24 protein-coding genes and 1 pseudogene are annotated in these 21,793 nt (G+C 68.7%); 16 read left to right on the top strand and 9 right to left on the bottom strand.

Features of this window, described 5'->3' with window-relative positions; genetic code table 11:
- Nucleotides 1-15 precede the first annotated feature (15 nt).
- Nucleotides 16-1,824: a bifunctional sugar phosphate isomerase/epimerase/4-hydroxyphenylpyruvate dioxygenase family protein gene (locus tag PGN37_RS09545; protein WP_335330794.1), complete on the bottom strand. Its 1,809-nt coding sequence runs from the start codon at nucleotides 1,822-1,824 to the stop codon at nucleotides 16-18.
- Nucleotides 1,825-1,902: 78 nt separating this feature from the next.
- Between PGN37_RS09545 and PGN37_RS09540 the strand changes: the two genes are divergently transcribed.
- The 3 genes from PGN37_RS09540 to PGN37_RS09530 all read left to right on the top strand — a co-directional run bounded on the left by PGN37_RS09540 (nucleotide 1,903) and on the right by PGN37_RS09530 (nucleotide 5,000).
- Nucleotides 1,903-2,547: a TetR/AcrR family transcriptional regulator gene (locus PGN37_RS09540; protein WP_335330793.1), complete on the top strand. Its 645-nt coding sequence runs from the start codon at nucleotides 1,903-1,905 to the stop codon at nucleotides 2,545-2,547.
- Between the two features lie 195 nt (nucleotides 2,548-2,742).
- Nucleotides 2,743-3,606 carry a shikimate dehydrogenase gene (locus PGN37_RS09535; RefSeq protein ID WP_335330792.1) on the top strand — a complete coding sequence of 288 codons (864 nt, stop codon included), beginning with the start codon at nucleotides 2,743-2,745 and terminating at the stop codon, nucleotides 3,604-3,606.
- A 56-nt stretch (nucleotides 3,607-3,662) separates the two neighbouring features.
- Entirely contained in the window at nucleotides 3,663-5,000 is a 1,338-nt protein-coding gene (locus PGN37_RS09530) for an MFS transporter (RefSeq protein WP_335330791.1), read from the top strand.
- A gap of 1 nt (nucleotide 5,001) precedes the next feature.
- Here PGN37_RS09530 and PGN37_RS09525 read toward each other — a convergent pair whose 3' ends face one another.
- Nucleotides 5,002-5,751: an IclR family transcriptional regulator gene (locus PGN37_RS09525; RefSeq protein WP_335330790.1), complete on the bottom strand. Its 750-nt coding sequence runs from the start codon at nucleotides 5,749-5,751 to the stop codon at nucleotides 5,002-5,004.
- 71 nt (nucleotides 5,752-5,822) lie between these two features.
- On the opposite strand from PGN37_RS09525, the gene pcaH reads away from it, so the two are divergent.
- The 6 genes from pcaH to whiB1 all read left to right on the top strand — a co-directional run bounded on the left by pcaH (nucleotide 5,823) and on the right by whiB1 (nucleotide 10,259).
- Nucleotides 5,823-6,608, top strand: a complete 786-nt coding sequence (gene pcaH / locus PGN37_RS09520; RefSeq protein WP_335330789.1) for a protocatechuate 3,4-dioxygenase subunit beta — start codon at nucleotides 5,823-5,825, stop codon at nucleotides 6,606-6,608.
- On the top strand, nucleotides 6,605-7,159 hold the full coding sequence (gene pcaG / locus PGN37_RS09515) for a protocatechuate 3,4-dioxygenase subunit alpha (protein WP_335330788.1): 555 nt from the start codon (nucleotides 6,605-6,607) through the stop codon (nucleotides 7,157-7,159). Before pcaH ends, pcaG begins: the two co-directional genes overlap by 4 nt.
- Nucleotides 7,160-7,161: 2 nt before the next feature.
- Nucleotides 7,162-8,358 (top strand): lyase family protein, encoded by a 1,197-nt coding sequence (locus PGN37_RS09510; protein WP_335330787.1) that lies wholly within the window; start codon nucleotides 7,162-7,164, stop codon nucleotides 8,356-8,358.
- Entirely contained in the window at nucleotides 8,355-8,717 is a 363-nt protein-coding gene (gene pcaC, locus PGN37_RS09505) for a 4-carboxymuconolactone decarboxylase (RefSeq protein ID WP_335330786.1), read from the top strand. Before PGN37_RS09510 ends, pcaC begins: the two co-directional genes overlap by 4 nt.
- A gap of 61 nt (nucleotides 8,718-8,778) precedes the next feature.
- Nucleotides 8,779-9,735 (top strand): diacylglycerol/lipid kinase family protein, encoded by a 957-nt coding sequence (locus PGN37_RS09500; RefSeq protein WP_335330785.1) that lies wholly within the window; start codon nucleotides 8,779-8,781, stop codon nucleotides 9,733-9,735.
- A 269-nt stretch (nucleotides 9,736-10,004) separates the two neighbouring features.
- Nucleotides 10,005-10,259 (top strand): transcriptional regulator WhiB1, encoded by a 255-nt coding sequence (gene whiB1, locus PGN37_RS09495; protein ID WP_335330784.1) that lies wholly within the window; start codon nucleotides 10,005-10,007, stop codon nucleotides 10,257-10,259.
- A 136-nt stretch (nucleotides 10,260-10,395) separates the two neighbouring features.
- Here whiB1 and PGN37_RS09490 read toward each other — a convergent pair whose 3' ends face one another.
- Nucleotides 10,396-11,886 carry a sensor histidine kinase gene (locus PGN37_RS09490; protein ID WP_335330783.1) on the bottom strand — a complete coding sequence of 497 codons (1,491 nt, stop codon included), beginning with the start codon at nucleotides 11,884-11,886 and terminating at the stop codon, nucleotides 10,396-10,398.
- 14 nt (nucleotides 11,887-11,900) lie between these two features.
- On the bottom strand, nucleotides 11,901-12,116 hold the full coding sequence (locus PGN37_RS09485) for a biotin/lipoyl-binding carrier protein (protein ID WP_043414713.1): 216 nt from the start codon (nucleotides 12,114-12,116) through the stop codon (nucleotides 11,901-11,903).
- 125 nt (nucleotides 12,117-12,241) lie between these two features.
- Between PGN37_RS09485 and PGN37_RS27295 the strand changes: the two genes are divergently transcribed.
- Nucleotides 12,242-12,334: a 50S ribosomal protein bL37 gene (locus tag PGN37_RS27295; RefSeq protein WP_104863173.1), complete on the top strand. Its 93-nt coding sequence runs from the start codon at nucleotides 12,242-12,244 to the stop codon at nucleotides 12,332-12,334.
- Between the two features lie 88 nt (nucleotides 12,335-12,422).
- Here PGN37_RS27295 and rsrA read toward each other — a convergent pair whose 3' ends face one another.
- Both rsrA and PGN37_RS09475 read right to left on the bottom strand, forming a co-directional pair.
- Entirely contained in the window at nucleotides 12,423-12,737 is a 315-nt protein-coding gene (gene rsrA, locus PGN37_RS09480) for a mycothiol system anti-sigma-R factor (RefSeq protein WP_335330782.1), read from the bottom strand.
- Nucleotides 12,734-13,399 (bottom strand): sigma-70 family RNA polymerase sigma factor, encoded by a 666-nt coding sequence (locus PGN37_RS09475; protein WP_335330781.1) that lies wholly within the window; start codon nucleotides 13,397-13,399, stop codon nucleotides 12,734-12,736. The genes rsrA and PGN37_RS09475 overlap by 4 nt, the downstream gene beginning before the upstream one ends.
- Before the next feature lie 225 nt (nucleotides 13,400-13,624).
- On the opposite strand from PGN37_RS09475, the gene PGN37_RS09470 reads away from it, so the two are divergent.
- From PGN37_RS09470 to PGN37_RS09460, 3 genes are all read left to right on the top strand, one after another.
- Nucleotides 13,625-14,113, top strand: a complete 489-nt coding sequence (locus tag PGN37_RS09470) for an aminoacyl-tRNA deacylase (protein ID WP_335330780.1) — start codon at nucleotides 13,625-13,627, stop codon at nucleotides 14,111-14,113.
- Between the two features lie 10 nt (nucleotides 14,114-14,123).
- Nucleotides 14,124-14,969 carry an SDR family oxidoreductase gene (locus PGN37_RS09465; protein ID WP_335330779.1) on the top strand — a complete coding sequence of 282 codons (846 nt, stop codon included), beginning with the start codon at nucleotides 14,124-14,126 and terminating at the stop codon, nucleotides 14,967-14,969.
- A 146-nt stretch (nucleotides 14,970-15,115) separates the two neighbouring features.
- Nucleotides 15,116-15,883 carry a class I SAM-dependent methyltransferase gene (locus PGN37_RS09460; RefSeq protein ID WP_335330778.1) on the top strand — a complete coding sequence of 256 codons (768 nt, stop codon included), beginning with the start codon at nucleotides 15,116-15,118 and terminating at the stop codon, nucleotides 15,881-15,883.
- Here the strand turns inward: PGN37_RS09460 and PGN37_RS09455 are convergent.
- Nucleotides 15,868-17,376 (bottom strand): DUF7782 domain-containing protein, encoded by a 1,509-nt coding sequence (locus PGN37_RS09455; RefSeq protein ID WP_335330777.1) that lies wholly within the window; start codon nucleotides 17,374-17,376, stop codon nucleotides 15,868-15,870. The two genes, PGN37_RS09460 and PGN37_RS09455, sit on opposite strands and share 16 nt — an antisense overlap.
- On the bottom strand, nucleotides 17,373-18,125 hold the full coding sequence (locus PGN37_RS09450; protein ID WP_335330776.1) for an SOS response-associated peptidase: 753 nt from the start codon (nucleotides 18,123-18,125) through the stop codon (nucleotides 17,373-17,375). Before PGN37_RS09450 ends, PGN37_RS09455 begins: the two co-directional genes overlap by 4 nt.
- 44 nt (nucleotides 18,126-18,169) lie before the next feature.
- Here PGN37_RS09450 and aroA point away from each other — a divergent pair, with 44 nt between their 5' ends.
- The 3 genes from aroA (at nucleotide 18,170) to PGN37_RS09435 (ending at nucleotide 21,514) form a co-directional block, all read left to right on the top strand.
- Nucleotides 18,170-19,477: a 3-phosphoshikimate 1-carboxyvinyltransferase gene (gene aroA / locus PGN37_RS09445; protein ID WP_335330775.1), complete on the top strand. Its 1,308-nt coding sequence runs from the start codon at nucleotides 18,170-18,172 to the stop codon at nucleotides 19,475-19,477.
- A 44-nt stretch (nucleotides 19,478-19,521) separates the two neighbouring features.
- The gene (gene rsgA, locus PGN37_RS09440; protein WP_335330774.1) at nucleotides 19,522-20,496 is read left to right on the top strand and encodes a ribosome small subunit-dependent GTPase A; all 975 of its coding nucleotides are present in this window, start codon (nucleotides 19,522-19,524) and stop codon (nucleotides 20,494-20,496) included.
- 172 nt (nucleotides 20,497-20,668) lie between these two features.
- Complete coding sequence (locus PGN37_RS09435) at nucleotides 20,669-21,514, top strand: aldo/keto reductase (protein ID WP_335330773.1); 846 nt, start codon at nucleotides 20,669-20,671, stop codon at nucleotides 21,512-21,514.
- A 90-nt stretch (nucleotides 21,515-21,604) separates the two neighbouring features.
- Here the strand turns inward: PGN37_RS09435 and PGN37_RS09430 are convergent.
- Nucleotides 21,605-21,793, bottom strand: a pseudogene (locus tag PGN37_RS09430) (fatty acid desaturase); the annotation flags it as partial.

The following is a 21,793-nucleotide window of genomic DNA, read 5'->3' as shown; positions in this document are numbered from 1 at the left end:
CGAGCCGAGCAGATGTCATCGCCGCTGGGCGGCGAGCCGGACGGGGGCATTGTCGGTTCCGTAGCCGTCGTAGTGGCCGAACCGCTGCACGAACTCGAAGAACACCGACCCGACCGTGCGGGTGTAGAAGTGCACGAAGTAGTCCCCGGGTGAGCCCGGTACCCGGTCGTAGAGCAGGTTGAGGGCCCGCAGCTGCGCCACCTCGTCGGCGCTGAGCCCGAATCGGCCCTGCAGGTAGTCGTAGTAGTTGTCCGACACCGGAAGGAATGACAAGCCGCGGTCGGCCGCGCGCTGCGCCACGCCGACGACATCGGAGCAGGAGAACGCGACGTGCTGGGCGAGCCCGGAATGGTCGAGGACATGAGGCGCGACGTTGAGCGGGATGCGGACCGCGCCGTCCTCGGTGCGCATCACCTGGCTGCGGATCAGGCCAGTCGGTCCCGGCACCTCGGCGGGCGCGTCGGGGCTCAGACCGAACACACTGCGCAGGAACAGAACGGTGTCTTCGGCGGTCTGCCAGGGTTGCGTGAGGTTGGCGTGGTCGATCGCACGGATGGGGCTGGGCTCGACATCGGCGACGCCGCCGTCGAATTCAGCGACCCACTCGGGTGCGCCGTGCGCCTCGGGGATCCAGTAGAACTCGGTGCCGTCGGGTGCGACGGCGGCGCCGAAGGGCTGTTCCGAGGCGTAGGTGCGACGGTAGGCCACCGGCGCCATCAGCTGAGCAGCCCTGGCCGAGGTGGCGCCGGCGTCGGGCACCTGCAGGCCGACGGCCGCGACATGCGGAGCGCGATCGCGCGCCTGCTGTTCGTTGAGCACGATGCGCGCATCCCCTGCCGACCACAGCGCCACCGGCTTGGTGCGATGCCTGCCCCGCATCGTGAACCCGAGCTGCCCCAACAACACCTCGACCTCGCTGGTGTCCTCGGCCTTGAGCTCGACGAAGTCGAACGCCGTGGGCGGCTTGGCCGCGGTCAGCGTCGCGAGATCGGGCCGCCAGCCCTCCGGGTTGGCGACAGCCACCTTGTCCTGCAACCACTTCAGTGAGCGCAGTGCGTGGATCGCGGTGTGCCCGGGGTCGGTCTGGCGGAAGGTGTCGTTGAACACCTCCAGCGAGAGCGGCCCGGTGTAGCCCGCGGCGAGCACGCAGCTCACGAAGCGGGTCAGATCGAAGGCCCCTTCGCCCGGGAACAGTCGGTGGTGACGGCTCCACGACAGCACGTCCATCGTCAGCGCGGGCGCATCGGCGAGCTGCAGGTAGAAGATCTTGTCGGCGGGGATCTCGGTGATCTGCGCCGGATCGTGCCCCAGGGACAGCACGTGGAAGCTGTCCAGGCACACCCCGACGGCGGGGTGGTCGGCGAGCTCGACGACGCGCCAGGCGCGCCGGTAGTCGTCGATGAAGCGGCCCCAGGCCAACGCCTCGAACGCGATCCGCACACCGTAGGTCTGCGCGACGTCGCCGATGCGGCGGAGCTGACCGGCGGAGACCTCGTCCGAGTCGACCGTCGCGGTCGCCACGTTGCTGCACACCAGGACGGTCTCGATGCCGAGGCGCTGGGCGGTGGCGAAGGTGGCCGCGGCGCGCCGCAGATTGTCGGCGAACGTGGTCTCGTCGACGCCCTCGAGATCACGCAGCGGCTGGTACAGGTCGAGGGTGAGACCGAGGCGACGGGCCAGGGCCCGGATCTCCTCCGGCGAGTGGGCCCCGGCGATCAGGTCGGGCTCGAAGATCTCGACTCCGTCGAAACCCGCGGCCGCACATGCGTGCAGCTTCTCGACCAGTGATCCAGAGAGCGAGACGGTGGCGATCGAGGTCTTCATCACAGCAATGTACCAATTAGTTCATTAGGACGGAAGACTGCTGATCGTTCCCGTCGGCGAACAGTAAGCTCAGCCAGCATGGCCGCCAAGCCGAAAGCCGAACTGCAGCGGGATGCCGAGCGCACCCGGTCCGAGCTGCTGGCCGTGGCCACCGAGGTGTTCGCGGAATCGGGATACTCCGGCGCCCGGGTCGACGAGATCGCCGAGCGCACCCGCACCACCAAACGGATGATCTACTACTACTTCGGCGGTAAAGAGCAGCTCTACCTGGCAGTTCTGGAAGACGCCTACCGCGGCATCCGGCAGGCGGAACAGAAGCTCACCGTCGACCACGCCAATCCCGTCGAGGCGATCCGCCGGCTGGCCGAGGTGACGTTCGACCATCACATCGCCCACGACGCGTTCGTCCGCCTGGTGTCGATCGAGAACATCCACCGCGGCGAATTCATTCGGCAGTTACGGGAACTGCCGGAGCTCTCCCAGCCGGCGACGTCCCTGCTCAACGAGATCCTGCGGGACGGACGGGACGCCGGCGCTTTCCGGTCGGACGTCACCGCGCTGGACGTCCACCTGGTGATCAGCGCGTACTGCGTGTTCCAGGTGGCCAACCGCTACACCTTCGGCTATCTCTTCGACATCGACCTGACCGACATCTCCCAGCGCGCCCACCTGCGCAGGATGATCGGCGACGTCGTCGTGGGCTGGCTGACCGCCCCCGCCTGAGCCGTTCCCCGCGTTGACCCCACGACGTTGGGGACAGACGCGACCTCGCGCGCCGCGACCCCTTTTTCGCGCGAGGTCGCGTCTGCTCGCGCCGGGAGCGGGATATGGGCCCGATCACAATTCGCTCTTGACGCGACCGGCACCACAGTGCTCTACTTTGCGTACTAACCAGTTAGTACATTAAGAGAGGCTCGCATGAACCCGCGTCCCTACCTCGTCGGTCTCGTCGGCACCGGCGTCGGCCCCTCGCTCACCCCCGCACTGCACATGACCGAGGCGCGAGCACAGGGACTCGACTACGTGTACCGCACGATCGACCTGGACGAGCTGGCCATCTCCCCCACCCGCATCGGCGAGGTGGTGTCCTGGGCGCGAGCGCTCGGATTCGACGCGCTGAACATCACCCACCCCTGCAAGCAACTGGTGCTCGCACACCTCGACGACATCGACCCCGCCGCGGCGGCCCTCGGCGCGGTCAACACCGTCGTCTTCGATGCCGACGGACGCACGCGGGGTCACAACACCGACGTCACCGGCTTCGCCCACGGTTTCGCCGAAGGCCTGCCCGACGCGGCGACAGACACGGTGGTCCTCGTCGGCGCCGGCGGGGCGGGCACCGCGGTCGCCGACGCGCTGGTTCGGCTCGGCTGCCTCAACCTCCACATCGTCGATCTCGACCTCACCCGCGCCGGGCAGCTCGCCGCGGACCTCGGCACCCGGCATCCCCACGCCCGGGTGATGGCGGCGGGGTTCGACGACCTCCCAGACCTGCTGCCCGTCAGCGACGGCGTCGTGCACGCCACCCCGACCGGTATGGCCGCTCACCCGGGCATGGCCTTCCCCGCCGAGCTACTGCACCCGCGGCTCTGGGTGGCCGACATCGTGTACCGCCCGCTGAACACCGCGTTGCTACAGGCCGCGCGGGCCGCGGGATGCCGCACGCTCGACGGCGGCCACATGGCAGTGCACCAGGCCACCGATGCGTTCGCCCTCATCACCGGAATCACCCCCGACGCGGAACGGATGTCCAAGCACTTCCGCTCCCTGGTCGTCGACTGACCAGTTCAGCCCGCAAGAAACCCGCCATCCGGCACAATTCGCCAAAGGAGTCACCGATGACCACCACCCACGAACCCGGGGCCCTCCCCGAGAAGACGCCCAGGCGGGCTGCGCTCGCCAGCTTCATGGGCAGCGCAGTCGAGTACTACGACTTCTTCCTGTTCGGCTCGGCAGCCGCACTGATCTTCCCTCAGGTGTTCTTCCCCTCCGGCGATGAAGCAGCCCTGGTGATGTCGTTCGCCACGTTCGGCTTCGCCTACATCGCTCGTCCCGTGGGCGCCGTCATCCTCGGCCATTTCGGCGATCGCATGGGTCGGCAACGGGTCCTGATGTTCACCCTCGTGCTGATGGGCCTGTCGACGTTCTTGATCGGCTGCCTGCCCACCTTCGCCACCATCGGCTGGGCCGCACCGGCACTTCTCGTGATTTGTCGCCTGCTGCAAGGCCTTTCGGCCGCCGGCGAACAGGCGGGTGCGAGCTCACTGACCCTCGAACACTCCCCCGACGAGCGACGCGCCTTCTTCACCTCGTGGACGTTGACAGGCACCCAGGGCGGTCTGATCCTCGCCTCGCTGGTGATGATCCCGTTCATGGCCCTGCCCGACGAGGCGAAGTACAGCTGGGGTTGGCGTGTCCCGTTCTGGCTTTCGGCCGCGGTGGTCGTGGTCGCCTACTTCATCCGCCGCCAACTGCACGAGACCCCGCAGTTCACCGAAGCCAAGAACGCCGGGACCATCGCCCGCATGCCGCTCGTGCCCCTGATGCGCCACCACTGGCGTGACGTCCTGCGCGTCGTTCTCTGCGCCTTCATCGCCGCCGTCTCGACGGTGTTCGCCAACCTCGCATTGGCCTACGGCAAGAAGGTCGGGCTGGACGCCGATCTGACGCTGTGGCTCGTCGTGGCCGCCAACGTGGGCGCCCTGTTCACCCAGCCGCTGTTCGGCAAGCTCGCCGACCAGATCGGTCGCAAACCGGTCTTCATCTACGGCGCTCTCGCCTCGGCCGTCCTGATGCCCTTCTACATGCTCTCGATGAGCCAGGGCAATCACCTGCTCACCTTCGCGCTGGCCATCGCGACGTTCTCGTTCGGCTACGCAGCGGCCAACGCGGTCTGGCCGTCGTTCTACGGCGAGATGTTCTCGACCCAGGTCCGGTTCTCGGGTATGGCGATCGGTACGCAGCTCGGCTTCCTGCTCGCCGGCTTCGCGCCGTCGATCGTCACCGCGCTCGGCGGTGTCCGCGAAGGTGGCTGGGTTGTCATCAGCATCTTCACCGCCGTGGTCTGCCTGATCTCCGCCGGCGCAGCGCTCACCGCGCGTGAGACGAAGGATGTCCCGACGGCCGAGCTCGGCCACTCCACCGTGACGACCTCGAAGACGCTCGTCTCGCACTGATCTACAGGAGCCGCCCGATACCCCGGGCGGCGACCTGCAGTGCACCGATCAATCGTTGGCGGTCGCGCTTGAGGGTGGGTACCACCACCCCCAGCGCGGCCGCCACGGCATTGTCGGAGGCCTGGATCACCGGCACCGCCAGCGAACACGCGCCCAGTGACATCTCCTCGGCGGTCATGGCGATGCCATCACGTCGAATCCGCTCCAGTTGAGCGTCGAGGACACGCGGCGAGGTGATCGTCTGGGGAGTGACCCGCCGCAAATTCACCATCACGCGTTCGCGGACGTCGGCGGGCGCATGCGCCAGCAGGACCTTCCCCACTCCCGTGCAATGCATCGGCAATCTGCTGCCGACCGTGGACACGATGGGCACCGACGCCCGGCCCGCCAGCCGATACAGGTAGAGCACTTGATCGTCGTCACGCACCGCGAGGTGGACCGTAGCCAGCGTCGCGGCATACACATCGCTCACGAACGGCTCCGCGACCTGCGTCAGCCGCCCCGTCACGGGGGCGAGGAGGCCGGCTTGCCACAGCAACCGCCCGACCACGTACCGGCCGTCGGGGCGGCGCTCGAGTGCCCCGCCCCCGAGCAGTTCCCCGACGAGGCGGTGGGCAGTGGGCAGCGCGAGATCCGCCCGCTGCGCGAGGTCGGTGAGCGCGAGCGCGCGATGCCTCTCGTCGAATGCGCTGACGATGGCCAGCAAACGTTGGGCCACCGTGACGCCCGCCGTTGAGGCGTTTCCAGCCATTCGTAGGTTCCTTCCGCTCAGCGGAAGTCTAACCTTCCGTCCGGCTATCGATACCGCCTAGCGTCGTGCCCATGACAGCAATCATCGACACCGACCCCGACAGCGCGTCGGCGAGCCAGGCGCAGATCAGTGCCGAGATGGCGGCGATCGAGTCGGCCTACCTGCGCTCGGGCCGCGAGGAGACACAGCCCCGGCTGGACTACGCGCCCTACCGCAGCAGCCTGCTGCGCCACCCCACCAAGGACCTGCACCACGCAGACCCCGAGGGCATCGAGCTGTGGTCCCCGGTGTTCGGCCGCAGCGACGTGCACGCTTCGGAAGCCGACCTCACCATCGCGCACAGCGGCGCCCCGATCGGTGAGCGGATCATCGTCACCGGCCGCATCGTCGACGGCGCCGGTCGCCCGGTGCGTCGCCAGCTCGTCGAGATCTGGCAGGCCAACGCCGCCGGGCGCTATGCGCACAAGCGTGATCAGCATGCCGCCCCGCTGGACCCCAACTTCACCGGCGTGGGCCGATGCCTGACCGACGACTACGGGAACTACTCGTTCACGACCATCAAGCCCGGTCCGTACCCGTGGAAGAACCACCACAACGCGTGGCGCCCCGCCCACATCCACTTCTCGCTGTTCGGAACGGATTTCACGCAGCGGATGATCACGCAGATGTACTTCCCCGGCGATCCCCTGTTCGCGCTGGACCCCATCTACCAGTCGATCACCGACCAGAAGGCCCGCGACCGTCTGGTCGCCACCTACGATCACGACGTCGCCACGCACGAGTGGTGCACCGGCTATCGGTGGGACATCGTGCTGACCGGAGCACAGCGCACCGTGTTCGAGGAGGACGAGTCATGAGCACCCTCCACGCCCCGACACCGGGACAGACCATCGGCCCCTTCTACGGTTACGCGTTGCCGTTCGACCGCGGCAACGAACTCGTGCCGCCGTCGTCGCCCGGTGCGATCCGGTTCCACGGCACCGTGACCGACGGCGACGGCCAACCCGTCCCCGACGCGCTGCTCGAGATCTGGCAAACCGGCCCCGACGGCGTCGTGCCGCGGCAGGCGGGGTCGCTGCACCGCGACGGCTGGACGTTCACCGGTTGGGGACGCGCTGCAACCGACGATGCCGGGCATTTCTGCTTCTCCACCGTGGAACCCGCTGCGGCGGAGGCGGATCGGGCCGCGTTCATCATGGTGACCGTGTTCGGTCGGGGCTTACTCAATCGACTGTTCACCCGCGCGTACGTACCCGGTCCGGCGCTGGACAGTGATCCGCTGCTGGCATCCCTGCCCGCCGACCGGCGACTCACGTTGATCGCCGAGCGCGACGCCACAGGACTGCGATTTGACGTGTCGCTACAGGGCCCCGACGAAACGGTGTTCCTGCGCTACCCGGGCCAGTGACCATGACCGACATGTTCTGGCCCGGCGATCACCGCGCCGGCACCGTCATGAGCGACGAGGCGTTCCTCACCGCACTCGCCGACGTCGAGCACGCGTGGCTCGACGTGCTGGTGGAGCACGCGATCGCCCCGCCCTCGGCGGCGGCCGATCTGCGGACCCTCGTCGCGACGACGGACATGGCGAGCCTCGCCGTGGGAGCTGAACAGGACGGCAACCCCGTCACCGGCCTCGTCGCCCTGCTGCGGTCACGGGCCGGCGACGAGACCGCCCGGTGGCTGCACCGCGGACTGACGAGTCAGGATGTCCTCGACACCGCGCTGATGCTGTGTGTGCGCGACGCCCTGACCGTGCTGCGCGCGCAGCTGAGCAGGCACGTGCGAACCTTGGCCGAGCTGGCGCGGAATCACCGGCACGACCCGCTGCTCACCCGCACGCTGACCCAGCCGGCACTACCGGGCACCGCGGGCTTGAAGTTCGCGGTATGGCTGGACGCGGTGCTCGACGCCGTGGACACCCTGGAGTGCGTACCGGAGCCGGCGGTGCAGGCCGGCGGCGCCGCCGGGACCATGGCCGCCGCGACCGAACTGGCGGGCTCGGCCGAGGCCGCGCTGGCGATGTCAGTCTCGCTCGCCTCGAAACTCGGCCTCCGGCAAGCACTTCCGTGGCACACCTCGCGCTCGCGACTGACGCGTTTCGGCGACGCGCTGGTCACTCTCTGCGACGCGTGGGGGCACATCGCCAACGACATCGCGGCCGCTGCGCGCACCGGTGAACTCGTCGAAGGCACAGGCGGCGGGTCCTCGACGATGCCGCACAAGAGCAACCCGGTCCTGACCGTGCTGCTGCGTCGCGCGGCGCTGACCGCACCCCCGTTGGCCGCGACACTGCACGCCGCGTCGGCGGCATCGGTCGACGAGCGCGCCGACGGCGGCTGGCACGCCGAGTGGGCCGCGCTGCGGACGTTGGTCCGGCACACCGTCGCGGCCGCCGACCAGGCCGCTGATCTGGTGGCCGGGTTGCAGTTCGACGCCGGTCGGGCCACAGACAATCTCGCCGCCGCCGCGGGCATCGACGCCGAGCAGCAGGCCATGGCCACGCTGGCGGGTCACCAGCCCGCCGCCACCTACACCGGCGCGGCCGATCAGCGCATCGATGCCGCACTGCACCGCGCGGCCGCCTATCTGAAGGAGACACCATGAGCACGTACGACGACGGGATGGTAGTTCGGCGTGAGGTTCTCGGCGATGCGCACGTCGACCGCGCCGTCGCAGGAACCACCGCGTTCACCGCAGATTTCCAGGACCTGATCACCCGCTACGCCTGGGGCGAGATCTGGACCCGTCCCGGCCTGGACCGCAGATCGCGCTCCATGATCACCCTCACCGCGCTCGTCGCGCGGGGACACCACGAGGAACTCGCCATGCACGTGCGGGCCGCCCGCCGCAACGGCCTGTCCGTCGAGGAGATCAAGGAGGTGCTCCTGCAGTGCGCGATCTACTGCGGGGTGCCCGACGCGAACACCGCGTTCCGTATCGCCGCCGGCGTCCTCGCGGAGTGAAGCCGAACCAGTCACACAGCGGCTTTTCGGCGTCCCCACAGCCCAGATAGGCTCAGCCCTCGTGCGAGCCGTGCTGATCGTGAACCCGAACGCGACGTCGACGACGCCGGCGGGCCGCGACCTCCTGGCCCACGCGCTGGAGAGCCGGACCACGTTGTCCGTCGCGCACACCGACCATCGCGGACACGCGATCGAGATCGCCGCGGAAGCGGCCCGCGGCGGCGTCGACGTGGTGATCGTGCACGGTGGCGACGGCACGGTGAACGAGGTCGTCAACGGGATTCTCGGTGAATTGGGGCCCGGCAACCGCGGCCCCGCCGTCGGTGTCGTCCCCGGCGGGTCGGCGAACGTGTTCGCCCGTGCCCTGGGCATCAGCCCCGACCCGCTCGAGGCCACCAACCAACTCGTCGACCTGCTCTCGGAATACCGGCGCACCCGCAGGTGGCGGCGCATCGGCCTGATGGACTGCGGCGAGCGCTGGGCGGTGTTCACCGCCGGCATGGGCGTCGACGGCGCCGTCGTGGCCGCAGTCGAGGAACAGCGCGCGAAGGGCCGCAAGGTCACCGCCGCCCGCTACATCCGGGTGGCGATCCGGGAGGTGCTGGCCAGCGCGCGGGAGGAACCCACGCTGACGTTGCACCTGCCCGACCGTGACCCGATCAGCGGGGTGCACTTCGCGTTCGTGTCCAACTCCAGTCCGTGGACGTACGCCAACGCCCGCCCGGTCTGGACGAATCCGGACACCACGTTCGACACCGGGCTCGGCGTGTTCGCCACCACCAGCATGAACGTGTGGGCCAACCTGCGCCTGGTCCGGCAGATGCTGTCCCGTAAACCCCGGCTGACGGCCAAGCATCTGGTGCGCGACGACGACCTCGCCGGTCTGACGGTGACCAGCGACGGGCCTGTCGCCTGTCAGATCGATGGGGATTTCATCGGCGCGCGCGAAAAAATGACGTTCACTGCGGTTCCGGATGCACTGGCTGTGGTGGCGCCGCGGGCGACTGACCACTCTTGACGGCCTCTGACCTGCGCCGGAGCATTCTGGGAGACACTTCACAGGCCCGAACAAGGGCGCAGGTGAGTTAAGAGTAGTACAACGGTGTGGAGGGTCGGAAAACGGTCCGCTGTAGTGAGATAGCCCACGTGTTAACGAACTGCTATTGACATCTGTTCAGCCTGTGAAAGCATCGGATGCAACAGCGCAGAAACATTTGGAGCGCTTGCGTTAACAGCCGAAGGAAAAGCTCGTGCGCTTCGCTGCGCACACGATAAGGAGTAGAACTCATGGATTGGCGCCACAAGGCGGTCTGTCGCGACGAGGATCCGGAACTGTTCTTCCCGGTGGGAAACAGCGGCCCGGCCCTCGCCCAGATCGCTGACGCGAAGCTCGTGTGCAACCGGTGCCCCGTCACCGCGGAGTGCCTGAGCTGGGCTTTGGACTCCGGCCAGGACGCCGGCGTCTGGGGTGGCATGAGCGAGGACGAGCGCCGCGCCCTCAAGCGCCGCAACGCTCGCACCAAGGCTCGCACCGGCGTCTAGCCACCGACGCGAACTTCTGCCGACGGCCCCGACGAAAGTCGGGGCCGTCGCTGTGTGAACTGAATTACACGCCAGCTATCCGTAATGCGAACACAGAGAATGGCAGTCTCAGCCACAACCTGACAGCTGCAATTGCTCAGAATTGACTCGTGCGGGCCCGGCGGCCGATCGGCACCCGCAGCACGACATCGGTTCCTCCGTCGGGCACGTCGTGCATCCCCAGTGATCCGTCGAGCTCGGCAGACACCAGGGTCCGCACGATCTGTAAGCCCAGGCGGTCGGACTTCTCCAGGCTGAAACCTGCGGGCAGCCCCCGGCCGTCGTCATGGACGACCACATCGAGCCAGCGCGCCGACCGCTCCGACCGAATCGTCACGCAGCCCGTCGCGGTGGTGCTGTCGAAGGCGTGCTCGATGGCGTTCTGCACCAGTTCGGTGATCACCATGATCAGCGCGGTCGCGCGGTCGGCGTCCAGGACGCCCAGGTCGCCTTCCCTGTTGATGCGGATCGGCGAATCCACGGTGGCGACGTCGTTCATGATCGGCAGGATCCGGTCGATGACCTGGTCCAGGTTCACCTCTTCGTCGACCGACATGGACAGCGCGTCGTGCACCAGAGCGATCGACGAGACGCGGCGCACCGATTCGATGAGCGCCTCCCGGCCCTCCGGGTTGGTGGTGCGTCGCGCCTGCAACCGCAGCAGCGCAGCCACGGTCTGCAGGTTGTTCTTCACCCGGTGATGGATCTCGCGGATCGTGGCGTCTTTCGACAGCAGCGCCCGGTCGCGGCGTTTGACCTCGGTGACGTCCCGGATCAGCACCGCCGCACCCACCGCGGCACCGTGGGCCAGCAGCGGCAGCGTGCGCAGCAGGACCGCCGCCCCGCCGGCGTCGACCTCCATCCGCATGCTGGAGCCGCCGCCGAGTGAGTCCCGTATGTGGTTGGCCAGCTCCTGCGCCTCGAACGGATCGGAGATCAGCGGCCGGGTCACGGCGACGAGGTTGTGCCCCTCGAGTTCGGCCGTCAGCCCCATCCGGTGGTACGCCGAGATGGCATTCGGACTGGCGAAAGTGACGTCCCCGGCCTTGTCGAGCCGGATGAAGCCGTCACCGACGCGCGGACTCGACCGCGACATCGCAAGGTCGCCGACGTTGGGGAAGGTGCCTTCCGACAGCATGAGCAGGAGGTCCGCCGCACAGTCGACGTAGGCGGCCTCGAGAGGGCTCGCCTGCCGGGGCGCCAGCGACGTCTGATGGGTCAGCACGGCGACGACGTGGGAGCCGTGACGGACGGGGACCGCTTCGACGTTCAGACCGGGCGCGGACTCGGTGCCGTCGATCGTGGACCGTCCGATGGCGCCGGAATCGAACGCTGTCGCGATGATCGGCACCGTGGCGGTCTTGGCGACGGTGCCGACGGCGTCGGCGAGCAACACGGTCGGCGCGGTGTTGGGGCGGACCTGAGCGACGCATACGACGCGGTCGTCGTCGCGGCGCACCCACATCAGGAAGTCGGCGAACGACAGGTCGGCCAGCAACTGCCATTCGCCGACGACGGCGTGCAGGTGATCGACGGCGTTGCCGGGCAGGACCGTGTGCTCGGCGAGCAGGTCACCGAGAGTGGACATGAACCTGCCGCGGGCTAACTGATGACGGCGATGAGATCGCCGGCCTGGATCACGTCACCGACCGAAACACTGACCTTGCTGACGGTGCCGGCGACCTCGGCGAGCACCGGGATCTCCATCTTCATCGACTCGAGCAGCACCAGTGTGTCGCCTTCGCCGATCTGATCGCCCTCGCTGACCACGACCTCGAGCACACTGGCCACGATTTCCGCGCGAACGTCCTCGGCCATCTTCAACCCCACTCATCCACCGGCGTCTTTTGTCCGGTCTATCGAACCACACCCTGCTGTGGACAGAGCACCAACTGGCCCGTGAGACAATGGCTGCAATCAGTTGAGCAATTCGGAGGTGGATGATGGCCAAGCGGGGCCGCAAGAAGCGCGATCGGAAGCACAGCAAGGCCAACCACGGCAAGCGACCCAACTGCGGGTCGAAGTCAGTGCGCTGACCGCCTGAGCAACGACGAACCGCCCGGACTTCTCCTCGAAGCCGGGCGGTTCGTCATTTTTTGGGGGTCGTTGCTGGGGGTGGCGGGGTCAGCCCCCGCGGATGATCGTGGTCTGGCTGATCTGGATGCGCAGCCGCTGCCGCAGGCTCTCGGGAGCGCGCTCACCGCTGCACTTGGTGGCGATGAGGTTCTTGACGCGTTCCTCGACGCCGTAGTGCCGCAGGCAGGTGGGGCACTCTTCCAGGTGATGACGCAGCCGGTCGCGGGTCTCGACAGTGCACTCACCGTCGAGCAGCGTCCACACCTCGGCGATCACCGCGGCGCATTCAGGATGCTCGGGGTCGACCGGACCGATCGGCGGGCTCCAGCGTTCCTCATCGGATCCGCCCTGCGTGCCGCTCATGACGTGACCTCCTGGGTTGCCTCGGCCTGCTGGTCCCGGATGAAGCCGCGGTCGCGGGCCACGTCGGCCAGCAACTCGCGCAATTGGCGCCTGCCGCGGTGCAGCCGCGACATCACCGTCCCTATCGGCGTATCCATGATCTCGGCGATCTCCTTGTAGGGGAAGCCCTCCACATCGGCGTAGTAGACAGCCATCCGAAAATCTTCGGGCAGCGCCTGCAGGGCTTCTTTGATCTCACTGTCGGGCAGCATCTCCAGCGCCTCCACCTCGGCGGACCGCAGCCCCGTCGACGTGTGTTCGGCGTTGGCCGCAAGTTGCCAGTCGGTGATCTCCTCGGTCGGATACTCCGCCGGCTGGCGCTGCTTCTTGCGGTAGCTGTTGATGTAGGTGTTGGTCAGGATGCGGTAGAGCCAGGCCTTGAGATTGGTGCCCGCCCGGAAGGAGCGGAACCCGGCGTAGGCCTTGACCATCGTTTCCTGCAGCAGGTCCTCCGCATCGGCGGGGTTGCGTGTCATGCGCAATGCGCCGCCGTAGAGCTGATCGAGCAGCGGAATGGCATCCCGCTCGAAGCGGGCGGTCAGCTCGGCGTCGGTTTCTTCGGCGGCGGGCGTTACCTCTGGATCCAGGGTGGCTTCGGCAGCCGACCCGTCGGTGTCAGTCATTCTCAGGAACACCGTCCCTTCTGTTGCGGCACCATCGAGGCGATCCGGCAGACGCACCAGACGCAACGGGGCCTCTACGGCCAACGTTGGCACCATCTATCCCCTCCTGTCGATCCTAGAGGTCATGACTGACGACTTTCTCCGTAGCCGCAACCTGCGCAGCTGATCGAGACAACAGCAGCGGCGCCACAGCTGTTCCCGCGCGGCTCGCCGTACCCTGTCCCCGTGGCCCGCGCAGCGACCCCGGCGATCGCAGCCCTGGTGGCGGCAGGCGTGCCGCACACGGTGCTGGCCTACCACCACGATCCCCGCAGCGAGGCGTTCGGCGACGAGGCCGTCGAACAGCTGGCGGGTGACGGCCTGGTCGCCGAGCAGATCTTCAAGACGCTGGTCGTGGCGCTGCCGAAGGGGTTGGGCGTCGCAGTGCTGCCCGTGCCGTCGAAACTGTCGCTGAAGGCGGCCGCGATGGCGCTGGGAGCTGCGAAAGCGACGATGGCGGAGCCGGCCGCGGCGCAACGTTCCACCGGGTACGTGCTGGGCGGGATCTCCCCGCTGGGGCAGCGCAGACCGCTGCCGACGGTGGTGGACTCCTCGGCGCTGCGCTGGGATCGGGTGCTGTGCAGCGCAGGCAAGCGAGGCCTCGACGTCGCACTCGCTCCGCAGGATCTGGTCCGACTGACCAACGCGGTCACTGCCGAGATCACCGCGCTCTAGGGTGAAGCCCATGTCACTTGCGGGAAAAACGATGTTCATCTCCGGAGCGAGCCGCGGTATCGGGCTGGCGATCGCCAAACGCGTCGCCTCCGACGGCGCCAACATCGCGCTGGTCGCCAAGACCGCGGAGCCGCATCCGAAGCTGCCGGGCACCATCTACACCGCGGCCAAGGAGATCGAAGAGGTCGGCGGGCAGGCGTTGCCGATCGTCGGCGACGTGCGCGACGGGGATTCGGTGGCGGCGGCGGTGGCGGCCGCGGTCGAGCAGTTCGGCGGGATCGACATCTGCGTCAACAACGCCTCGGCGATCAATCTCGGCTCGATCGAGGACGTGCCGCTCAAGCGGTTCGATCTGATGAACGGCATCCAGGTGCGCGGCACCTACGCGGTGTCCCAAGCGTGCATCCCGCACATGAAGGGCCGGGAGAACCCGCACATCCTGACGCTGTCCCCGCCGGTGCTGCTGGAGTCCCAGTGGCTCAAGCCGACGCCCTACATGATGGCGAAGTTCGGAATGACGTTGTGCGCGTTGGGCATTGCCGAAGAGATGCGGGAGGCGGGGATCGCGTCGAACACGCTGTGGCCGCGCACGATGGTGGCCACCGCCGCGGTGCAGAACCTCCTCGGCGGGGACGAGGCCATGGCGCGGTCCCGCAAGCCCGAGGTGTACTCCGACGCGGCGTACGCGATCCTGACCAAGCCGTCGAGCTACACCGGCAACACGCTGCTCTGCGAGGACGTCCTGCTGGAGTCGGGCGTCACCGATCTCTCGGTGTACGACTGCATCCCGGGCTCGGAACTGGGCGTGGACTTCTGGGTCGACTCGGCGAACCCGCCCGGCTACACCCACCCCTGAGGAATTTCGCCGCGAAAGTGCGCTCTCTGTAGCCAAACGCCTTGTGGCGCTACCGGGAGCACACTTTCGCGGTCAGGCGACGCGCGTCGGGCGGCCGAATCGACGGCGAACCCACTCATGAGCCCCATCGTGGCACGCTGATCGGCATGACCTCGTCGATCTGGGCCGGCGGACGTTACGACGCTGTCGGTGACCGTATTGCGCACATCGCTTCTCGCGTGGTCGATGCGGCCGCACGCCGGCGTCCGCTCGAGAAGGCCACGGTGGTGGATCTCGCGTGCGGCACCGGCAGTGCTGCGCGCGCCGCCGCCGCAGCGGGAGCGCACGTCACCGGCGTCGACGTCACCCCGGAGCTGATCGACCTGGCCGCGCAGCGTGCGCCCCACATCGCGTGGAGTATTGGCGACGCCGCCGACACCGGGTTGCCGCCGTCGTCATTCGACGTCGCGGTGTCCAACATGGGCATCATCTTCGTCGACCCGCAACGGCAGATCGCCGAGGTCGCACGACTGCTCAAACCCGGTGGCGTGCTGGCATTTTCGGCGTGGGTGCGACGCGGGGGCAACCCGCTGTTCGATCCGATCGTCGAGGTGCTCGGCCCGCCCGCGCCGGCGCCCTTCACCCCCGACCAGTGGGGCGACGAACGCATCGTCGCGCAGCGGCTGGCGCAGTTCGACGGCGTCGCCTTCGACCACGGCGACCATCGGTGGGAGTTCGAGTCGGTCGCTCAGGCGCTGCAGTGGCTGCGGACCGGGTCACCCATGCACGTCGCGACGTTCGAGCGCGCCGGCACCGCGGGCAAGGATCTCGCCGACGCATTCGCCGCGACCCTGCAGCAGCACACCGGACCCTCGGGCGCCGTCACGGTCACCTCCCCCTACGTCGTGGTGACCGCCACCTACCGCGCCTCGTAGAGGACGCCGCGGCCGATCGCTTCCCGCACGACGGGCATCGCGGCGGCGGCCAGCGCGTCGGCGTCGACACCGTGGTGGGCGGCGAGCAGGTCGATCAGCATGCCGAGCGGCACCTCACCTCGACATCCCGCGAGCAGGGCGCGCGACACCTCGTCGACGCCGATGACCGCACCTGGCCCGCCGGGGCGACGCACCGCGGCGCCGACGGTCGTCCACCCGTCCGGGCCGGGCAGCGAGTGCTCCTCGAGGACGACGGGTGCGGTGGTCAGGCGGGTGGCGAGCAGCTGGTCGTCCCCGGTGCTGTGCAGGTATTCGCGGCGGGCGAAGAACGCCTCCACCTCGGGACCCGTCAGCTGCTCGTCGGCGCCGGTGATCTCTTCGAAGATCTGCTCGGGCGTCCGGTTCTCGCCGCGGCGTCGAGCGCGCACCACGATCATGCCCATGCCGACCCCGGCGATCCCTTCGGCGTCGAACCAGTCCAGCCACCGCCCGCCACGCCTCGCTGCGTCCTCGGGCAGTTCCCCGGCGTCGGAGGTCCACAGCGAGACGTAGCTGATCGGGTCGGCGAACTCGCGTTGCACCACCCACGCGTGTAGTCCGCTGCCGTCGAGCCACCCCCGCACGCGGTCGCGCCAGTCATGGCCGTCGCGCACGATCCAGTTCGCCATGATCTGCGCGGTGCCGCCCGGCTCGAGATGCTCACCGACCTCGCGAATCATACTCTCGCACAGCGCGTCTCCGACCATTCCGGAATCGCGGTAGATGTAGTCGAGGTCTCCCACGCCGACCACGAACGGCGGGTTGGACACGATCAGGTCGAACCTCTCCCCCGCGACCGGTTCGAACAGGCTGCCGGCCCGTAGATCCCACGACATGCCGTTGAGCCGGGCCGTCGCGGCCGCCAGCGCCAGCGCGCGGTCGTTGGTGTCGGTGGCCACGATCTCGTCGCAGTGTGCCGCCAGGTGCAGCGCCTGGATGCCGCAGCCGGTGCCGACGTCCAGGGCCCGGCCGGCGCGCGAGCGAATCACCGCATGCGCCAACGAGATCGACGCACCACCGATGCCGAGAACGTGGTCGTGGCGAACCGGGCCGGGGCGCAGCGCCGCGTCCTGGTCCGAGACGACGAGGAAGTCGTGCACCTCGTCGCCGTGGGGCCGGATGTCGAGGACGGCCGTGACGCCGTCCGCCCCCGCGGGCTCCACGACGCCGGCGGCGATCAAGGCGTCGACACCCGTGCGGGGGAACGCCTGCGCGATGCGGTCGCGGGGCTCGTCGGCGCCGAGCAGGAACAGGCGCACGAGCGTGGCCAACGGTTGGCCGGCGGCAGGGGCTCTCTCGGTGGCGCGCAGCGCCGACCACCACAGCCCCCGGCTGAACGCACCGCCGGCGTCGGCGCCGAGGAGTTCCCCCACCCCGTCGGTGGTGTACTGCGCGGCCACCAGATCGGCGGCCAGGGCGTCGACGACCGCCGGATCAGTCAGCGGCAGGCTCACAGCAAGGTGCCCTGCTCGGCCTGCGGTTCGACGGGCTCGATCAGCTCCGGTCCGTTGTTGCGCACGCTGTTGACCAGTCGCGACACCTCCCGGATCTCGATGCGATCCAGGTCGCCGTGGCCACGCAGCAGCCCCTCGTCGATCGGGGCGTCCGGGTCGAGCCAGTGGTCCCAGTCGCCGGCGCTGATGGTCAGCGGCATGCGGTCGTGGATCTCGGCCAGCGGGCCGGCCGCATCGGTGGTGATGATCGTGCAGCTCAGCAGCGGAGGCGCGTCCTTCGGCGCATCCTTCGGCCGCCACGTCGACCACAGTCCCGCCATGAACAACGGCTCACCATCAGACGCGTGCATGAAAAACGGTGTCTTGGCGCCCTTCTGGCCCTGCCATTCGTACCAGCCATCCATCGGCACCAGGCACCGCTTGGCTTTCACGGAGCTCCGGAACGCCGGGGACGTCGTAATCTTGTCGGAGCGGGCGTTGATCAGCAGCGGGCCCTTGGTTTCCGGGGCACCGGCGTCGGTGGCCTTGACCCACGGCGGCACCAGGCCCCAGCGCATCAGCCGCACGCGGCGCGTCGACTCGTCATCGGGGTCGGTGTGCCGCTTGACGACGGTCGCGACGGTCGTCGTCGGAGCCACGTTGTAATTGGCGGTGGGCCGGTCCTTCGCCTGGGAGGTGGCCTCGTCGATCGCCTTGATCTTCTCGGCCAGCAGCGCCGGATCGGTGGTCACCGCGAATCGCCCGCACATGATCCCCATGGTGGCAGAAACCCACGACACGCCAGAATGGACCTGTGAGCACCTGGCCGGCCCCGTCGACGTCGACCCCTGTCCACGCCACCGTGACGGTGCCCGGCTCCAAGTCGCAGACCAATCGCGCGCTGGTGCTGGCCGCCCTCGCCGCTGCCGGCGGCGGCTCATCGGGTGTGTCCGGGGCGTTGCGCAGCCGCGACACCGACCTGATGATCGCCGCGCTGCAGGCGCTCGGACTGCAGGTCGACTCCTCGGCCACCGACGACACCTCGTTGACCATCAGCGGCGGGCTGACACCGGAGCCGGGCACCCGTATCGACTGCGGACTGGCCGGAACCGTGTTGCGGTTCCTCCCGCCGGTTGCGGCGCTGAGCTCGCAATCGGTGACGTTCGACGGCGACGAGCAGGCGCGCGCCCGGCCGATCGCACCGCTACTCGACGGATTGCGCGGGCTGGGTGTCGGCGTCGACGGCGACGGTCTTCCGTTCGAGGTGAGCGGCAACGGAGCCGTGCGCGGGGGCACCGTCGAGATCGACGCGTCGGGCTCGTCGCAGTTCGTCTCCGGGCTGCTGCTTTCGGGTGCCGCCTTCGACGAGGGGTTGGAGATCGTGCACACCGGCGCGGAGGTGCCGTCCGCTCCGCACATCGCGATGACCGTCGCGATGCTGCGCGAGGCCGGCGTCACCGTCGACGACACGACCCCGAACCGCTGGCGGGTGGCGCCGGGGCCCATCGCGGCCCACGACTGGGCGATCGAGCCGGACCTGTCGAATTCGGTGCCGTTCCTGGCGGCGGCGATCGTCAGCGGCGGCAGCGTCCGGGTCACGGGCTGGCCCGATGTCAGCGTCCAACCGGCTCAGGCGATCCTGTCGCTGCTGAAGGGGTTCGGCGCCGTCGTCCGCCGCGGCGACTCCTATCTCGAGGTGCAGGGCACCGCCACGTACGACGGCGTCGACGTCGACCTGCGCGCCGTCGGCGAGTTGGCCCCGTCGGTGGCGGCGATGGCTGCGCTGGCCACTCCCGGATCGGTGAGCCGTCTGCGGGGTATCGCGCATCTGCGCGGCCACGAGACGGATCGGCTGGCGGCATTGAGCACTGAGATCAACCGCATCGGCGGCCAGTGCGAGGAGACCGAGGACGGGTTGACGATCACCGCGCAGGTCATGCACGGCGGCGTGTGGCACTCCTATGCCGACCACAGGATGGCGACCGCAGGCGCGATCGTCGGGCTGCGGGTGCCCGGCATCGAGGTGGAGAACATCGGTACCACCGCCAAGACGCTGCCGGACTTTCCGCAACTGTGGGCCGACATGCTGGCCGGGCAGACCGACTCCACGGCCGGTCTTTGAGATGGCCGGTCTTTGAGATGGCCGGTCTTTGAGATGGCCAGCCTTTGAGTCGACGCGAGTACGACGAGTCCGACGTCCGGGTACGGCCCGGGCGCGGCTCGCGGCCGCGGACCAAGACCCGCCCCGACCACGCCGACGCCCGGTCGGGCATGGTCGTCACCGTCGACCGGGGCCGATGGGGCTGTGTGCTCGACGGCGACCCCGACCAGCGCGTGACCGCGATGCGGGCGCGCGAGCTCGGCCGGACGTCGATCGTCGTCGGCGACGACGTCGACATCGTCGGTGACCTGTCGGGTCGGACCGACACGCTCGCGCGCATCGTGCGCCGGGCGGAGCGCCGAACGGTGCTGCGCCGCACGGCCGACGACACGGACCCGACGGAGCGGGTGGTGGTCGCCAACGCCGACCAGCTGCTGATCGTGGTGGCGCTGGCTGATCCGCCGCCGCGCACGGGGCTCGTCGAGCGCGCGCTGATCGCGGCCTACGTCGGCGGCCTGACCCCGATCCTGTGCCTGACCAAGACGGACCTGGCCGCACCGGAGCCGTTCGCCGCGCAGTTCGCCGGGCTGGACCTGACGATCGCGACGGCGGGGCGCGCAGATCCGCTGGAGGTCGTGCAGACGTTGTTGGCCGACAAGGTCACGGTGCTGCTGGGTCACTCCGGGGTGGGCAAGTCGACGTTGGTGAATCGCCTTGTGCCCGAAGCGGATCGGGCCACCGGCGCGGTCACCGACATCGGCCGCGGCCGGCACACGTCCACGCAGTCGGTGGCGTTGCCGCTGGCCGCAGGCGGGTGGGTGATCGATACGCCGGGCATCCGGTCGTTCGGCCTGGCGCACATCGCGCCCGACGACGTGGTGATGGCGTTCTCGGATCTGGCCGATGCCATCGAGGACTGCCCCCGCGGCTGCGGGCACATGGGGCCGCCGGCGGACCCCGAGTGCGCGCTGGACGGGCTGTCGGGTGCGGCGGCCGACCGGGTGGCGGCAGCCCGTCGCCTCCTCGCCGTGCTCGGGTGACCGTCCCTCGGCGAGCGCGCGTGTCTGCACGCCGACGCGCCCACATCTGCGTGCACTGAGCGCGCGCTCGCGCCCGATCGAGGGCAGAATCTGACCGCCTGGCGACGATCCCGCGACCGTGTTTGCCGCCCACGTCGACCGGGCACGCTGCCCCGCGAAGGAGGAATGGACTGTGACACACGTACCCACCATCAAGCTCAACAACGGCGTGGAGATCCCCCAGCTGGGATTCGGCGTCTACCAGATCAAGCCCGAGGAGACCGCGGACGCGGTGAAGACGGCCCTGGACATCGGTTACCGCCACATCGACACCGCGGAGATGTACCAGAACGAGAAGGGCGTCGGCGAAGGCATCCGTAACTCCGGCGTGGACCGCAACGAGGTGTTCGTCACCAGCAAGCTGAACAACGGCTTCCACAAGCCCGACGACGCCCGCCGCGCTTTCGACAAGACGCTCTCGGAACTCGGCTTCGATCACGTCGACCTGTTCCTGATCCACTGGCCGCTGCCGACGCTCTACGACGGCGACTACGTCTCGACGTGGAAGACGTTGGAGGAGTTCGCCAAAGACGGCCGCGCCCGCAGCATCGGCGTTTCCAACTTCCAGGTCGACCATCTCGAGCGGCTGGCAGCTGAGACGGGCACCGTCCCGGCCGTCAACCAGATCGAGGTGCACCCCTACTTCACCAACGAAGAGGTGCGCGCCTACGGCACGCAGCACAACATCGCGACCGAGGCCTGGTCGCCGATCGCGCAGGGCAAGGTGCTCGACGATCCGGTGATCACCCGCATCGCCGAGCAGGCCGGCAGGACCCCGGCACAGGTGGTGCTGCGCTGGCACATCCAGCGCGGCGACATCGTGTTCCCGAAGTCGGTGACCGAGCAGCGCATCAAGGACAATTTCGCGTTGTTCGACTTCGAGCTCACGCCCGACGATCTGGACGCCATCTCGGCGCTGGACAAGGGTGAGGACGGCCGCACCGGCCCGAATCCGGACACGTTCGACTACGTCCCGTAAGCCCAGCGGGTCGCGATAACCCCGCCAACAGACAGGAACTCGAGCGACGCCGACGGGGGTCGCTCGAGTTCGTGTCTGTTCAGCAGAAAATCAGGCGGCGAGTTCCCGGCGCTCCAGGACTGCGGCCTTGCGGGCGCGCCGGCGCGCACGCACCGCCGAGATAGCGGACTTCAGACCACGCCGCTCGGCCGGGTCCAGCTCGACGAACATCCGCTCGCTGCGCGTCTCGGGTGCGTCGTCGGCGGTATCACTCAGGAACCGGTCCGGCAGAGACAGTTT

Origin of the sequence: Mycobacterium kyogaense (assembly GCF_036946525.1) — a bacterium.
Classification (GTDB): Bacteria; Actinomycetota; Actinomycetes; order Mycobacteriales; family Mycobacteriaceae; genus Mycobacterium; species Mycobacterium kyogaense_A.
The sequence above is the reverse complement of the archived record's forward strand: the minus strand, read 5'-3'. Positions and strand labels throughout refer to the sequence as shown.

Coding starts and splice junctions, on each gene's coding strand:
- pcaG (WP_335330788.1), top strand. CDS start 6,605: ATGAGCACCCTCCACGCCCCGACACCGGGACAGACCATCGGCCCCTTC.
- PGN37_RS09475 (WP_335330781.1), bottom strand. CDS start 13,399: ATGACTGACACCGACGGGTCGGCTGCCGAAGCCACCCTGGATCCAGAG.
- PGN37_RS09465 (WP_335330779.1), top strand. CDS start 14,124: ATGTCACTTGCGGGAAAAACGATGTTCATCTCCGGAGCGAGCCGCGGT.
- pcaC (WP_335330786.1), top strand. CDS start 8,355: ATGAGCACGTACGACGACGGGATGGTAGTTCGGCGTGAGGTTCTCGGC.
- PGN37_RS09460 (WP_335330778.1), top strand. CDS start 15,116: ATGACCTCGTCGATCTGGGCCGGCGGACGTTACGACGCTGTCGGTGAC.
- PGN37_RS09510 (WP_335330787.1), top strand. CDS start 7,162: ATGACCGACATGTTCTGGCCCGGCGATCACCGCGCCGGCACCGTCATG.
- PGN37_RS09490 (WP_335330783.1), bottom strand. CDS start 11,886: ATGTCCACTCTCGGTGACCTGCTCGCCGAGCACACGGTCCTGCCCGGC.
- pcaH (WP_335330789.1), top strand. CDS start 5,823: ATGACAGCAATCATCGACACCGACCCCGACAGCGCGTCGGCGAGCCAG.
- whiB1 (WP_335330784.1), top strand. CDS start 10,005: ATGGATTGGCGCCACAAGGCGGTCTGTCGCGACGAGGATCCGGAACTG.
- PGN37_RS27295 (WP_104863173.1), top strand. CDS start 12,242: ATGGCCAAGCGGGGCCGCAAGAAGCGCGATCGGAAGCACAGCAAGGCC.
- PGN37_RS09545 (WP_335330794.1), bottom strand. CDS start 1,824: ATGAAGACCTCGATCGCCACCGTCTCGCTCTCTGGATCACTGGTCGAG.
- PGN37_RS09525 (WP_335330790.1), bottom strand. CDS start 5,751: ATGGCTGGAAACGCCTCAACGGCGGGCGTCACGGTGGCCCAACGTTTG.
- PGN37_RS09540 (WP_335330793.1), top strand. CDS start 1,903: ATGGCCGCCAAGCCGAAAGCCGAACTGCAGCGGGATGCCGAGCGCACC.
- PGN37_RS09535 (WP_335330792.1), top strand. CDS start 2,743: ATGAACCCGCGTCCCTACCTCGTCGGTCTCGTCGGCACCGGCGTCGGC.
- PGN37_RS09530 (WP_335330791.1), top strand. CDS start 3,663: ATGACCACCACCCACGAACCCGGGGCCCTCCCCGAGAAGACGCCCAGG.
- PGN37_RS09485 (WP_043414713.1), bottom strand. CDS start 12,116: ATGGCCGAGGACGTTCGCGCGGAAATCGTGGCCAGTGTGCTCGAGGTC.
- rsrA (WP_335330782.1), bottom strand. CDS start 12,737: ATGAGCGGCACGCAGGGCGGATCCGATGAGGAACGCTGGAGCCCGCCG.
- PGN37_RS09450 (WP_335330776.1), bottom strand. CDS start 18,125: ATGTGCGGGCGATTCGCGGTGACCACCGATCCGGCGCTGCTGGCCGAG.